This window comes from Streptomyces sp. MMG1121 (assembly GCF_001280015.1).
Taxonomy (GTDB): domain Bacteria; phylum Actinomycetota; class Actinomycetes; order Streptomycetales; family Streptomycetaceae; genus Streptomyces.
Map to the genome: position 1 here is coordinate 310,564 of NZ_LGDV01000251.1, position 12,115 is coordinate 322,678.

Genomic DNA, 12,115 nt, shown 5'->3' on the forward strand with positions numbered 1-12,115 from the left:
GCTGGGCTTGGTGGGGGACCGTGTCGTGGCTGTCGGTGCCCTGGGGCTCGTGTGCCGTGTGCCCGAGAGCGTCCTCCACGTCGCCCCGGTCGCGGGGGCGGGGTGCCGGTTGGCTGATCCGTCGGCGGGGTGCGGGGCGACGGGAGCACGTGGGTCGCCCCCGGAGCGCTAGGGCCTGTTTTGAATTCAGATCATGAATAGCGGTTCGGGCTCGTCGGCTGCCTGGCGACTGGTAGAAGGGGTCCATGACTCGTGGCGATCTGACGGACAGTGAGTGGGAGCTGGTCGAGCCGTTCCTGCCGATGGCGGCGACGGGGCCGATCCCGGACCTGCGGCGGCAGTTCGACGCGATGATGTGGCGGTTTCGGGTGGGGAGTCCCTGGCGGGATGTCCCTGAGCGGTACGGCAACTGGCCGACGATCTACGGCCAGTTCGGCTCCTGGGCGCGCAAGGGCGTCTTCCAGGCGCTGATGGAGGGGATGATCGCCGAGGCCGCCGCGCGCGGGCAGGTCGACTTGTCGCTGGTCAGTGTGGATTCCACCGTTTCCCGTGCGCATCATCACGCGGCCGGGATGGTCGTGGACGCCGAGTTGCTGGAAGAGTTGGAGAAGGCCGTCGGGGAGGAAAAGGGGCTGCAGCGAAGGGACAAACCGGGGCAGTAGCTGACCGGAGTGCGGTCGCTGACGGTGCGGAGGACGCCGAGCGGGAGGACAGGCGTCGGCTGCACCGCCGCCGTCGGGCAAGGCTGAAGGCGGCCGCCTTGGGGCGTTCGCGCGGTGGCCTGACCACGAAGACCCATCTGGCCGCCGAGCGGCGCTGCCGGCCGTTGTCCTTCGTGGTCGCCCCGGGCCAGGGCGCGGACAACCCGCAGTTCATCCCGGTCATGGACAAGGTCAAGGTGCGGGGTCCGATCGGCCGGCCACGCACCCGCCCCGACGCGGTGGCCGCCGACAAGGCCTACTCCGCCCGCGCATCCCGGGCCTACCTGCGCCACCGGCGGATCAAGGCGGTGATCCCGGAGAAGGACGACCAGGCCGCCAACCGGAAGAAGCGGGGCAGCAGTGGCGGGCGGCCCGTCGGTCACGACGCCGATCTGTACCCGCGATCGCAACACCGTCGAGCGTGCCATCAACAAGATCAAGGACTGGCGGGGCCTCGCCACGCGCTACGACATGACGCCCACCAGCTTCGAAGCAGGTCTCCATCTGCGCGGATCCGTCATCTGGCTCCGCAGCCTGAAACCGGCATCATGATCTGAATTCAGGGCAGACCCTAGCGGAAGTCGGCCATGTCGATGGCCATGCCGCTGTCGGAGAACGCGGAGAACAAGGCGAAGGGGCCGTTGTTGCCGCCCTCGATGTTGCGTACACCGCTGTCGGAGCCGACCTGCTTGCCGGAGGAGTCAAAGACGGTGGCGACGTACGCCACGGGTGTTCCGGGGGTCCACGTGCCGGCTACCCGGTCGCACGGCACCGACACGGTCAGCTTGTTGGAGCTGAAAGACGAGCTGACGCCCTTCTTGATCCCCTCGCCGGTCGGGCTGTTGTCCCCGGCCTTGCCGTCGGCGCCGAGCACGACGGCTTGCGAGACCAGGACCTTGACGGTCAGCCCCGACACGTCCCGCAGCGGAAGACTCCCGGTCACCTCCAGCGTCTCGCCCTTGGATACGAACTGGAAGGGCAGGAAGCAGTCGGCCATGAGGGTCTCCTTCGCATAGCCCGGCGCTGTCGCCGGATCACGGCATCCCTACCCGGCTGCGGCGAGGATGCGGCGGTCATTCGCTCGAAGGGGTGAACCGTCTCGGTTTGCCGGACAGATCTTCCCCCAGTCCGAGACGCCACTGCGCACCCGCCGACCCGGCGCCTACCATCGCCCCGGCGCGACCACCCCACCCTCACTAACCGGAAGAAGCGGGACAGCAGTGGCGGCCGGCCCGTCGGTCACGACGCCGATCTGTACCGCGATCGCAACACCGTCGAGCGTGCCATCAACAAGATCAAGGACTGGCGGGGCCTCGCCACGCGCTACGACAAGACGCCCACCAGCTTCGAAGCAGGTCTCCATCTGCGCGGATCCGTCATCTGGCTCCGCAGCCTGAAACCGACATCAGGATCTGAATTCAGAACAGACCCTAGTGGCGGCCGGGGCCGGGCGCACCGCCGTCCGTCCGGGACGATCCCCCGCGTCGCCCCGGACGGACGGCAGACGTGCCCCCGTGATCAGGCCGCCGCGGCGGCCTCGCGCAGGGTCGCCGCCGCGCCCTTCAGCACCGGGTCACCGTGGCCGAAGCACGCCACGTCCGCGTCCAGTTCCGCCAACCGCCGCAAGGAGGTGAGGAGTTGGGCGCGGTCGAGGTTGAACACCCCGGGGATCACCGTCCCGTCGACCGGTGAGGCCGCCACCGTGTCGCCGGTGAACAGCACGCCCTCGGCGGGCAGGAACAGTGCGATGCTGCCGTCCGTGTGCCCCGGGACGTGGAGCACCCGGGCCCCGCCGCCGAAGCCGAGGACGTCACCGTCCGACACGCCGGTGATCGCGGCCGGCGGCACCGGCGTCCCCTCGGGCAGGTGCTTGACCGCCTCCTCGTGGATCGGCAGCTCCCAGTCCTCGAACCGGGGCGGCGGGCCGGGGAGTTCACCACGGATGAACGGGGCCTCCAGGTGGTGCGCCAGCACCTCGGCACCGCTCAGCGCCGCGAACTCGCCCGCTCCGCCCACGTGATCCTCGTGGAAATGCGTCAGCACGATCCGTCGTACGTCCTCGGGCGCGCGGCCCAGCGACGTGATCGCGTCGGCGATCGTACGGCCGGCGCCCAGCACGCCCGCGTCGATGAGCGTCAGCCCGTCGTCGTCGCTCCAGAGGTAGGCCTGGCCGACGGGGAAGCGCAGCAGGTGCAGACGGGGCAGCAGTTCGATGAGCTCCATGCACCGACCGTAGGCAGGGCCCCGCCCGGAGGCGAGGGCGCTCTGCCGTGAGCAGAAGGAGTGGGGCAGCGTCTAGCCCGCCGCGTAGTTGCGCAGGAACAGGGCCTCGGCGACCGACATCCGCTCCAGTTCCTCGGGGGAGACGCTCTCGTCGACCGCGTGGATCTGGGCCTCCGGCTCACTCAGGCCGATCAGCAGGATCTCCGCCTGCGGGTACAGCCCGGCGAGGGTGTTGCACAGCGGGATGGAGCCGCCCTGACCGGCGTACTGCATCGTCTCGCCGGGGTAGGCCACGGCCATCGCGTCGGCCATCGCCTGGTAGGCGGAGCTGGAGGTGTCGGCGCGGAACGGCTGGCCCTGGCCGATCTGCTCGGTGCTGACCCGGGCGCCCCACGGGGTGTGCGCCTCGACGTGCGCCTGGAGCAGCTTGGTCGCCTCGGCGGCGTCCACGCCCGGCGGCACCCGCAGGCTGATCAGAGCACGGGCGGCGGACTGCACCGACGGGGTCGCGCCGACGACCGGCGGGCAGTCGATGCCGAGGACGGTGACCGCCGGGCGGGCCCAGAGACGGTCGGCGACCGAGCCGGCGCCGGTCAGCTCGACGCCGTCGAGTACCCGGGCGTCGGAGCGGAACTGCTCCTCGGTGTACTCCAGGCCGTCCCACACCGCCGACGCGTCCAGACCGTCGACCGTGGTCGAGCCGTCCGCGGCGCGCAGCGAGTCCAGCACCCGGATGAGCGCGCCCAGCGCGTCCGGGGCGGCACCGCCGAACTGGCCCGAGTGCAGGTTGCCCGCCAGGGTGTCGATCTGCACCCGTACCAGGGTCATACCGCGCAGGATGGTGGTCACGGTCGGCAGGCCGACGCGGAAGTTGCCCGCGTCGCCGATCACGACGGTGTCCGCCGTGAGTAGCTCGGGGTGCTGTTCGGCGTACCGCTCCAGGCCGCCGGTGCCCTGCTCCTCCGAGCCCTCGACGATCACCTTCACGTTCACCGGCACACCGCCGTTCGCCTTCAGGGCGCGCAACGCGAGCAGGTGCATGAGGAAGCCGCCCTTGCAGTCGGCGCTCCCGCGGCCGTACCAGCGGCCGTCGCGTTCGGTCAGCTCGAACGCGGGAGTGGTCCAGGCGGCCTCGTCCAGCGGCGGCTGCACGTCGTAGTGGGCGTACAGCAGAACCGTTTTCGCACCCTCGGGGCCCGGCAGGTAGCCGTAGACGGACTGGGTGCCGTCCGGGGTGTCCAGCAGGGCCACGTCGACGAAGCCCTCGGCGGTGAGGGCCTCGGCGATCCAGCGCGCGGCGGCCTCGCTCTCACTCTTCGGGAACTGCGCGAAGTCCGCCACCGACTTGAAGGCGACCAGTTCGGCCAGCTCCGCCTTCGCCCGGGGCATGAGCGAGGCGACGGTCTCGGCGACCGGATTCGACGACATGGGCACGCTCCTCGTGGGTGCGACGTTGAACGGGGTGAGTAACCCGATACTCCCACAGTGGCCTGCGACGACGGCCGCCGTAGGATGCTGGGGACACTACGGCAGCGGCTTGATCGGAGCAGTAGACCATCGTGAGCGGCGAGAACTCTTCGGCGGACGGCGTTCAGCAGGTGTGGGACGTCGTCGTGGTGGGCGCGGGACCCGCGGGGGCCTCGGCCGCCTATGCGGCCGCGGTCGCGGGACGGCGCGTGCTGTTGCTGGAGAAAGCCGAGTTGCCCCGTTACAAAACGTGTGGCGGCGGCATCATCGGCCCCTCGCGTGACGCGCTGCCCCCCGGCTTCGACCTGCCCTTCCGGGACCGGGTGCACGCGGTCACCTTCTCCCTGGGCGGCCGCTTCACCCGCACCCGCCGTTCCAGGCAGATGCTGTTCGGCCTGGTCAACCGTCCCGAGTTCGACCAGCAGCTGGTCGAGCACGCCCAGAAGGCGGGCGCCGAGCTGCGTACGGGCGTCACGGTGCAGCGGGTGGAGCAGCACGGCTCGGCGGTCCCCGACCGGCGCACGGTCGCCGTCGTCCTCCAGGGCGGGGAGACGGTGCTGGCCCGCGCGGTCGTCGGTGCCGACGGCAGTGCCAGCCGCATAGGGGCCCATGTCGGCGTGAAGCTGGACCAGGTCGACCTCGGCCTGGAGGCGGAGATCCCGGTCCCGGAGCCGGTCGCCGAGGACTGGAAGGGACGGGTCCTGCTCGACTGGGGCCCGATGCCGGGCAGTTACGGCTGGGTGTTCCCCAAGGACGACACCCTGACGGTCGGCGTGATCTCCGCGCGCGGTGAAGGCGAGGCCACGAAGCGGTATTTGGAGGACTTCATCGCCCGGCTCGGCCTGGCCGGCTTCGAGCCCGCCCTCTCCTCCGGGCATCTGACCCGCTGCCGCGCCGACGACTCGCCGCTCTCCCGGGGGCGGGTGCTGGTCTGCGGTGACGCGGCCGGCCTGCTGGAGCCGTGGACCCGCGAGGGCATCTCCTTCGCGCTGCGCTCGGGCCGGCTCGCGGGGGAGTGGGCGGTGCGTATCGCCGAGGCGCACGACGCGGTCGACGCACGCCGCCAGGCCCTGAACTACGCGTTCGCGATCAAGGCCGGGCTCGGCGTCGAGATGAGCGTCGGCAAGCGGCTGCTGACCGTGTTCGAGAAGCGTCCCGGCGTCTTCCACGCGGCCCTCACCGGCTTTCGGCCCGCCTGGCGGGCGTTCCGGGAGATCACGCAGGGCTCGACCTCGCTCGGTGAGCTGGTCCGCGCCCACCCGCTGGCCCAGCGCGCCCTGACCCGGCTCGACCGGGGGGAGGCCGTCCCGGCGGAGCAGACGGAGGAATCCGCCAGTTCGTGAGGGTTCAGCACGTGATGTTTCAGAACGTGATGGTTCAGTCCGTGACGGAGATGCGGAAGACCGGGTGGTCGCCGGCGCAGGCGATGATCTCCTCGTCGGTGGACTTGACGGTCACCCCGTCGAAGTACTGGTTGACCTCCCAGCCCCACTTCTCCAGGTAGGTCCGCAGGATCGGGAGCTTCTCGGCGTCGGGGAGCTCCACCGCGGTGAAGACGCGCGTCCTGCGGCCCACGCGCAGTTCACCGCCGCCGGCGACGCGCATGTTGCGCACCCACTGCGAGTGACCGCGCGCCGAGATCAGGTACTGCCCGCCGTCGTAGGTGTGCGGGTTGACCGGGATGCGCTGCATCTGGCCGCTCTTGCGGCCCCGCACCGACATCTCGGCGCTGCCCATGAGGCTGATTCCGTGCCGGGCGAGCCAGCCGATGACGCTGTTCAGCCGGACGTTCAGCGGGCTGCCCTTGAGGTAGTACGGCGCGGAAGAAGACGACGGCATGGTGACTCCCGAGGTTTTGGAGAGCGGTGCTCTCGCTCGACTCCAGTGTGGGGTGGGTCGACGCGAGAAAGCAAGAGCACTGCTCTCTTTTGTGTGCACCGCTCTCGTTCATGGCAGACTGCAGGCATGAGCACCCCACAGGGCGCCCGGGCACGGGCGCGGATCGAGGTCACCGCCGCCATCAAGGAAGCGGCCCGCAGACAGCTGGCGCAGGAGGGCGCGGCGAAGCTCTCACTGCGGGCCGTCGCCCGTGAACTGGGCATGGTCTCGTCGGCTCTGTACCGCTACTTCCCGAGCCGCGACGAGCTGCTGACCGCCCTGATCATCGACGCCTACGACTCTCTCGGCGAGGCCGCGGAGCAGGCGCGCGACGCGGCCCGTGACGCCGGACCCGTGGTCCGCTGGACGGCCGTGTGCGAGGCGGTGCGCGGCTGGGCACTCGCGCATCCGCACGAGTACGCCCTGATCTACGGGTCGCCCGTGCCCGGCTACTCCGCCCCCGAGACCACCGTCCCCGCCGCCTCCCGGGTCGGCCTCGTCCTCATCGGCATCCTCCGCGCCGCCCACGAGGGACCCGGCCTCGCCGACCTGCCGCTGCCCGTGGCCCTGCGCCCCGAGGCCGAGCGCATCGCCGCCGACCTCGCCCCCGAGCTGCCCGTGGAGGTGGCCGCGGCGATGGTGGCGGCCTGGGCGCAGCTGTTCGGGCTGGTGGGCTTCGAGCTGTTCGGTCAGTTCAACAACGTGGTCGAGGACCGGGAGACCTTCTTCCGCCACGCGGCGACGGAACTGGCGCACGGGGTGGGGCTGCGGTAGGCCGCCGGGTCCGGACCGGGCCGTACTTCCCGGGGAGTACGCGTGATCACCTCGCCTGGCTGACGCCCCGCCGGGCCGGCGGCGTCTAGCGTGGCGGGCATGGAAGAGCAGCGCGCCCTCGGGCCGTGGTGGCGGTACGGGCCCCCGTGGCGAGGCGGCCCGGACGAAGCGGAGCCGCGCCGTGCCCGCCGGCCCTGGCGGTCCACCGTGCTGGTCACGGTGATCGTGCTGGCCGGCAGCAACTTCGCCGCGCACGGACAGTCCCACCGCGTGCCGTTGGACGGCTACGCGCGCGTGCTGCTGCTCGTCACCTGCCTCATGCTGCTGTGGCGGCACCGCCACCCCGTCGCCGTGGCCTTCGGCACGGCGCTGGCGGTCCTGGGCTACCTGGCCGCCGGCTACCCCTACGGGCCGGTGTTCCTCACGGTCGCCCTCGCCTGCTTCAGCGCGGTCGTCGCCGGGCACCGTCGGGCCGCCTGGGCGGCCCTCGGCCTGCTGTGGGCCGGACACGCGCTGATCGGGCTCTGGCTCTACCGCTGGCTGCCGCCGGCGGGGGACAAGAGCGTGGGCATCACCGAGGAAGTCGTCGTCGGCACCTGGATGCTCGCCCTCGTCGCCCTGTCCGAACTCGCCCGGGTACGCCGCGAACAGTGGGCGCGCGAGCGTGCGGACCGCGCCCAGGCGGCCCGCCGGCGCGCGGACGAGGAACGGCTGCGGATCGCCCGCGAGCTGCACGACGTCCTCGCGCACAGCATCTCCGTCATCAACGTGCAGGCGGGCATGGGACTCGCACTGCTCGACAGCGACCCCGAGCAGGCCCGGGCCGCGCTCACCACCATCAAGGCCGCCAGCAAGGAGGCCCTCGGCGAGGTGCGCCAGGTGCTCGACACCCTGCGCGCGCCCGGCGCAGCCCCGCGCGCCCCCGCCCCCGGCCTCGACCGGCTCCCGGAGCTGGTGGAACAGGCGGCGGCGGCCGGTCTGACCGTCGAGGTCGAGGGCGAGCCCCCGCACCTGTCGCCGGGCGCCGACCTGGCCGCCTTCCGTATCGTGCAGGAGGCCCTGACCAACGTCGTACGACACTCCGGATCGCGGCACGCGCGGGTGACGTTCGCCCACGACGGCGAGGCGCTGCGGCTGCGCGTCGACGACGACGGACCCGCGACCGGCGCCGACGCCGGCGGCAGCGGAAACGGGCTGGCCGGCATGCGGGAGCGGGCGGCGGCGCTGGGTGGCACCATCGAGGCGGGCCCGCGCCGGGGCGGCGGCTTCGGGGTGCTCGCCGTACTGCCGTCGCACCTCAGGGAGGACCAGTGATCCGGGTACTGCTCGCCGACGACCAGTCGCTCGTGCGGGCCGGTTTCAGGGCGCTGCTCGACGCACAGCCGGACATCGAGGTGGCCGGCGAGGCGGCCGACGGCGAGGAGGCGCTGCGCCTGGCGCGCGAACTGGCACCGGACGTCGTCCTGATGGACATCCGCATGCCCCTGCTGGACGGCCTGGCCGCGACCCGCCGCATCACCGGCGACGCGGGTCTGCAGGACGTGAAGGTGGTCATGCTCACCACCTTCGAACTGGACGAGTACGTTTTCGAGGCCATCCGCTCCGGTGCCTCGGGCTTCCTGGTCAAGGACACCGAACCGGACGAACTCCTGCGCGCCGTACGCGCGGTGGTGGAGGGTGACGCGCTGCTCTCGCCGGGCGTCACCCGCCGTCTGATCGCCGAGTTCGCGGCCCGCTCCAAGGAGCCCGCCGCGGCCGGCGCCCTCGCCCGGCTCACCGAGCGGGAGCGGGAGGTGATGGCGCTGGTGGGCATCGGCCTGTCCAATGAGGAGATCGCCCGCCGACTGGTGGTCAGCCCGCTGACGGCCAAGACCCATGTGAGCCGCGCGATGGTGAAACTGGGCGCCCGGGACCGCGCCCAACTCGTCGTGCTGGCCTACGAGTCCGGGCTGGTACGCCCCGGCTGGCTGGGCTGAGCCGCCCGCCGGAAGCGCACCAGCACGCTCACCACCCGGGCGACGAAGACCACCGGTGCGACGACGAGACCGGTCCACAGCGACGCCGTCTCCAGGGAGCGGGGCAGCTCGAAGAGCAGGCTCGGTCCCGCCAGGGCGCCGAACAGCACCGCCGCCGCGAAGCCGGCGCTCACCAGCGCATAGCCGGTCTCCACTGTCGCCGCGTCCTGCTGGGCTTTCGTGCGGCGTCCCCCGTACTCGTCCATCCGGCCAGTCTCATGGACGTGCGCCCGGCGGGCAAACCGCCTCCCGCCGGGCGCACGTGTGGAGGCGTTCCCCCTAATCGCGGACCGCCACGCGCTCCGCTTCCGCCTCCTTCACGGTGGACCTGGCAACCACGAGGGACGGCTGGGCACGACGGCCGCGCAGGCCCGTGAGGGTGATCAGCAGTCCGGCCAGCGCGACGCCCGTCACGACGAGGAAGCCGGGCCGGTAGCTGTCGAGCACGGCCCGCGGGGTGGCGTGCGCGGGGGCGCCCGCGGTCACCACGGCCGTCACCACCGCCAGCAGGAGCGCGCCGCCCACCTGCACCGAGGTGTTGAGCAGACCGGAGACCATGCCCTGCTCCTGGTCCTCGACCCCGTTGGTGGCCTGGATGTTGAGCGAGGGGAAGACCAGTGCGCAGGCCGCGCCGATCAGCAGCATCGACGGCAGGATCACGGCGGCGTACACCGGGTCGAGGTCGACACGCAGGAACAGCGCGTACCCGGCGGCCATGAAGGCGAAGCCGGTCGCGATCAGCCGCTGGGTGCCGAACCGGTCGACGATCGCGCCGACCTTCGTGGCGGACACCGCCACCAGCGCGCCCGCCGGCAGGAACGCGAGCGCCGTGTGCAGCGCCGACCAGCCGAGCAGGGACTGCATGTAGAGCGTCGTCAGGAACTGGAAGCCCACATACGAGCCGAAGAAGGCGACCGCGCCGAGCTGGGCGCGGACCTGGCTGCCCGAGCGCAGCACGCCGAGCCGGATCAGCGGGCTCGGCGAACGCCGCTCGATCTGGACGAACGCGGTCAGCAGCACGGCGACGGCGAGGAAGGACAGCAGCGTGCGGGCGGAGGCCCAGCCGGCCCCGGGTGCCTGGACGACGGTGTAGACGAGCAGCAGCATCGACGCGGTGGCGAGGACGGCCCCGGGGATGTCGTAGCCGTCGTGGTTCTCCTCGCGGGCGCTGCGCGGCAGCAGCCTGAGGCCCGCGACCAGCGCGATCAGGGCGATCGGCGCGGGCAGCAGCATGGTCAGGCGCCAACTGGCCTCGGTGAGCAGGCCCGAGAGCACCAGGCCCATGGAGAAGCCGGTGGCGGCGCAGGTGGTGTAGATGGACAGGGCGCGGTTGCGCAGCGGGCCCTCGGGAAACGTCGTGGTGATGATCGACAGGCCGGCCGGTGCGGTGAAGGCCGCGCTCAGACCCTTGATGAAACGGCTGGCGATCAGCAGCGGGCCGGAGTCGACGAGCCCGCCGAGCAGTGAGGCGAGCGCGAAGACGCCGAGGGCGACGAGGAACACCTGGCGCCGTCCGAGCAGGTCGGCGGTGCGTCCGCCGAGCAGGAGCAGGCCTCCGTAGCCCAGGATGTAGCCGCTGACGATCCATTGCAGCGTCGAGGTGGACAGATGCAGGTCGGAACCGATGGACGGCAGCGCGACGCCGACCATCGACACGTCCAGCGCGTCGAGGAACATCGCCGCGCAGAGCACCAGCAGGGTGCCCCACAGCCGGGGAGTCCAGCGGACCGTCGGGGACGCGGCCGCGGAGGTGGTGAGCGGAGAAGTCATGCCGACGAGAGTACATGCGCATGCATTGAATGCAAACGCATTTAATTACGATGCAACAATCTTGGTTCTCTGCTACGGTGCGCTCATGGCGGCGAACAGGGCCGAGCAGGCGCTCGTGGAGCAGTGGCGGGGCATCCTGGCTCTCCACGCCCGCACCCAGTGCGAGCTGGACCGGGTGCTGAACGGGCACGGCCTGTGCGCCAGTGACTTCGAGGTCCTCGACCTGCTGGCCGAGGGGGTGGCGGCGGACGGCGGCTGCGCCTACCGCGTGCAGGAGATCTCCGAACGGGTCCATCTCAGCCAGAGCGCGCTGTCCCGGCTGATCGGCCGCCTGGAGAAGGACGGTCTCGTCGACCGCGCCATGTGCGCCGAGGACCGGCGCGGGGTGCGGGTCGTACTGACGGCCAAGGGACGCGCGCTGCACGGCGAGGTACGGCCGGTGCAGCGCGCGGTGCTGGCCCGGATGCTGACCGGGACTGGCTGACCTGGCGTCAGATCCTGCCCCTCTCCCGCCACAGTCCGGCCAGGGAGCGATCGCCGGTCACGCTCGGCACGGGCCTGCGGTTCCACAGCGCGAGGTACAACTCGGCGGCGGGTCCCGACAGTTCGGCAACGGCCTCGCCGACCGCGTCCCGCACGGTCACCGGCGGCTCGGCCGACAGCCGCACGGTCCACACCGCGTCCGGCCCCGCGTCGACCGCGCGCACCCGCACGGCACACGGCTCCTCGGTGCGCAGGCGGCTCTTGGAGCGGGCGTGGAAACCGCGCAGCAACTCGTCGATGCCGTCCGCCGCGAAGTCTGCCGTGATGTCCGGTGCGATGTCCGGTGCGAAGTCGGGTGTGAGCGGAGAGTCCGCACCGGCGCGCGCCGCCTGGGCGTCGTAGCGGTGGACGGCCGTCTCGTGGGCCTGTCGGCGCGTCCAGAACGCCAGCGGGGAGGGGTTGGGCGCCCGGTGGAAGGTCCAGCACTCCACGTCGGCGGGCGCGGCCGCCAGGGTGTCGACCAGCAGGCGGTGACTGTCCCGGTACCAGGCCACCAGCGCGGTGCCGTCCAGGTCCGGCGGGTCGCCGAAGGGGCGCGGCGCGCGCTCCCCGTCGGCCACGAATCCGGCGGCCCAGCGGTGCACCGCGCCGGTGTGCCGCAGCAGGTCGCGCACCTGCCACTCGGGACAGGTGGGCACCTTGGCGTCGGTCCCCGCGGCCTCGGCGGCCGCCGCGAGGAGCCGGCCCTCGCGGTCCAGGGTCTGAAGGAAGTCGGCAGTCTCCATGGGCAGAGTGTGCCGTACG

The 12,115-nt window shown here is 71.9% G+C and carries 12 protein-coding genes and 2 pseudogenes; 7 read left to right on the forward strand and 7 right to left on the reverse strand.

The window, feature by feature from the left end:
- Positions 1–245 precede the first annotated feature (245 nt).
- Positions 246–1,253, forward strand: a pseudogene (locus tag ADK64_RS44475) (IS5 family transposase).
- 19 nt (positions 1,254–1,272) lie between these two features.
- Here the strand turns inward: ADK64_RS44475 and ADK64_RS39895 are convergent.
- Positions 1,273–1,698 carry a hypothetical protein gene (locus ADK64_RS39895; RefSeq protein WP_053666995.1) on the reverse strand — a complete coding sequence of 142 codons (426 nt, stop codon included), beginning with the start codon at positions 1,696–1,698 and terminating at the stop codon, positions 1,273–1,275.
- A 201-nt stretch (positions 1,699–1,899) separates the two neighbouring features.
- Here ADK64_RS39895 and ADK64_RS44480 point away from each other — a divergent pair.
- Positions 1,900–2,109, forward strand: a pseudogene (locus ADK64_RS44480) (IS5/IS1182 family transposase); the annotation flags it as partial.
- A 110-nt stretch (positions 2,110–2,219) separates the two neighbouring features.
- Here the strand turns inward: ADK64_RS44480 and ADK64_RS39900 are convergent.
- Complete coding sequence (locus tag ADK64_RS39900) at positions 2,220–2,924, reverse strand: MBL fold metallo-hydrolase (protein ID WP_053666996.1); 705 nt, start codon at positions 2,922–2,924, stop codon at positions 2,220–2,222.
- A gap of 72 nt (positions 2,925–2,996) precedes the next feature.
- Positions 2,997–4,352 carry a dipeptidase gene (locus ADK64_RS39905; RefSeq protein ID WP_053666997.1) on the reverse strand — a complete coding sequence of 452 codons (1,356 nt, stop codon included), beginning with the start codon at positions 4,350–4,352 and terminating at the stop codon, positions 2,997–2,999.
- A 131-nt stretch (positions 4,353–4,483) separates the two neighbouring features.
- Between ADK64_RS39905 and ADK64_RS39910 the strand changes: the two genes are divergently transcribed.
- Positions 4,484–5,734 (forward strand): geranylgeranyl reductase family protein, encoded by a 1,251-nt coding sequence (locus ADK64_RS39910; RefSeq protein WP_053666998.1) that lies wholly within the window; start codon positions 4,484–4,486, stop codon positions 5,732–5,734.
- A 34-nt stretch (positions 5,735–5,768) separates the two neighbouring features.
- On the opposite strand, the gene ADK64_RS39915 is transcribed toward ADK64_RS39910, so the two are convergent.
- On the reverse strand, positions 5,769–6,230 hold the full coding sequence (locus ADK64_RS39915; protein ID WP_053666999.1) for a nitroreductase family deazaflavin-dependent oxidoreductase: 462 nt from the start codon (positions 6,228–6,230) through the stop codon (positions 5,769–5,771).
- A 126-nt stretch (positions 6,231–6,356) separates the two neighbouring features.
- Here ADK64_RS39915 and ADK64_RS39920 point away from each other — a divergent pair, with 126 nt between their 5' ends.
- From ADK64_RS39920 to ADK64_RS39930, 3 genes are all read left to right on the forward strand, one after another.
- Entirely contained in the window at positions 6,357–7,043 is a 687-nt protein-coding gene (locus tag ADK64_RS39920; RefSeq protein ID WP_053667000.1) for a TetR/AcrR family transcriptional regulator, read from the forward strand.
- Positions 7,044–7,142: 99 nt separating this feature from the next.
- Positions 7,143–8,357 carry a sensor histidine kinase gene (locus ADK64_RS39925; protein WP_107093218.1) on the forward strand — a complete coding sequence of 405 codons (1,215 nt, stop codon included), beginning with the start codon at positions 7,143–7,145 and terminating at the stop codon, positions 8,355–8,357.
- Positions 8,354–9,019, forward strand: a complete 666-nt coding sequence (locus ADK64_RS39930) for a response regulator (protein WP_053667002.1) — start codon at positions 8,354–8,356, stop codon at positions 9,017–9,019. The genes ADK64_RS39925 and ADK64_RS39930 overlap by 4 nt, the downstream gene beginning before the upstream one ends.
- Here ADK64_RS39930 and ADK64_RS39935 read toward each other — a convergent pair.
- Entirely contained in the window at positions 8,980–9,264 is a 285-nt protein-coding gene (locus ADK64_RS39935) for a DUF6332 family protein (protein WP_053667003.1), read from the reverse strand. The two genes, ADK64_RS39930 and ADK64_RS39935, sit on opposite strands and share 40 nt — an antisense overlap.
- A gap of 73 nt (positions 9,265–9,337) precedes the next feature.
- Positions 9,338–10,828, reverse strand: coding sequence for an MFS transporter (locus tag ADK64_RS39940; protein WP_053667004.1), 1,491 nt, complete (start codon positions 10,826–10,828; stop codon positions 9,338–9,340).
- Between the two features lie 85 nt (positions 10,829–10,913).
- Here ADK64_RS39940 and ADK64_RS39945 point away from each other — a divergent pair, with 85 nt between their 5' ends.
- Complete coding sequence (locus tag ADK64_RS39945; RefSeq protein WP_053667005.1) at positions 10,914–11,312, forward strand: MarR family winged helix-turn-helix transcriptional regulator; 399 nt, start codon at positions 10,914–10,916, stop codon at positions 11,310–11,312.
- A gap of 7 nt (positions 11,313–11,319) precedes the next feature.
- On the opposite strand, the gene ADK64_RS39950 is transcribed toward ADK64_RS39945, so the two are convergent.
- Positions 11,320–12,096: a maleylpyruvate isomerase family mycothiol-dependent enzyme gene (locus ADK64_RS39950; RefSeq protein ID WP_053667006.1), complete on the reverse strand. Its 777-nt coding sequence runs from the start codon at positions 12,094–12,096 to the stop codon at positions 11,320–11,322.
- Positions 12,097–12,115: the final 19 nt, after the last annotated feature.

What these genes read in the sequence shown, in the direction of transcription:
- ADK64_RS39895 (WP_053666995.1), bottom strand. Translation starts at nt 1,698, where the DNA reads ATGGCCGACTGCTTCCTGCCCTTCCAGTTCGTATCCAAGGGCGAGACG.
- ADK64_RS39900 (WP_053666996.1), bottom strand. Translation starts at nt 2,924, where the DNA reads ATGGAGCTCATCGAACTGCTGCCCCGTCTGCACCTGCTGCGCTTCCCC.
- ADK64_RS39905 (WP_053666997.1), bottom strand. Translation starts at nt 4,352, where the DNA reads ATGTCGTCGAATCCGGTCGCCGAGACCGTCGCCTCGCTCATGCCCCGG.
- ADK64_RS39915 (WP_053666999.1), bottom strand. Translation starts at nt 6,230, where the DNA reads ATGCCGTCGTCTTCTTCCGCGCCGTACTACCTCAAGGGCAGCCCGCTG.
- ADK64_RS39920 (WP_053667000.1), top strand. Translation starts at nt 6,357, where the DNA reads ATGAGCACCCCACAGGGCGCCCGGGCACGGGCGCGGATCGAGGTCACC.
- ADK64_RS39925 (WP_107093218.1), top strand. Translation starts at nt 7,143, where the DNA reads ATGGAAGAGCAGCGCGCCCTCGGGCCGTGGTGGCGGTACGGGCCCCCG.
- ADK64_RS39935 (WP_053667003.1), bottom strand. Translation starts at nt 9,264, where the DNA reads ATGGACGAGTACGGGGGACGCCGCACGAAAGCCCAGCAGGACGCGGCG.
- ADK64_RS39940 (WP_053667004.1), bottom strand. Translation starts at nt 10,828, where the DNA reads ATGACTTCTCCGCTCACCACCTCCGCGGCCGCGTCCCCGACGGTCCGC.
- ADK64_RS39945 (WP_053667005.1), top strand. Translation starts at nt 10,914, where the DNA reads ATGGCGGCGAACAGGGCCGAGCAGGCGCTCGTGGAGCAGTGGCGGGGC.
- ADK64_RS39950 (WP_053667006.1), bottom strand. Translation starts at nt 12,096, where the DNA reads ATGGAGACTGCCGACTTCCTTCAGACCCTGGACCGCGAGGGCCGGCTC.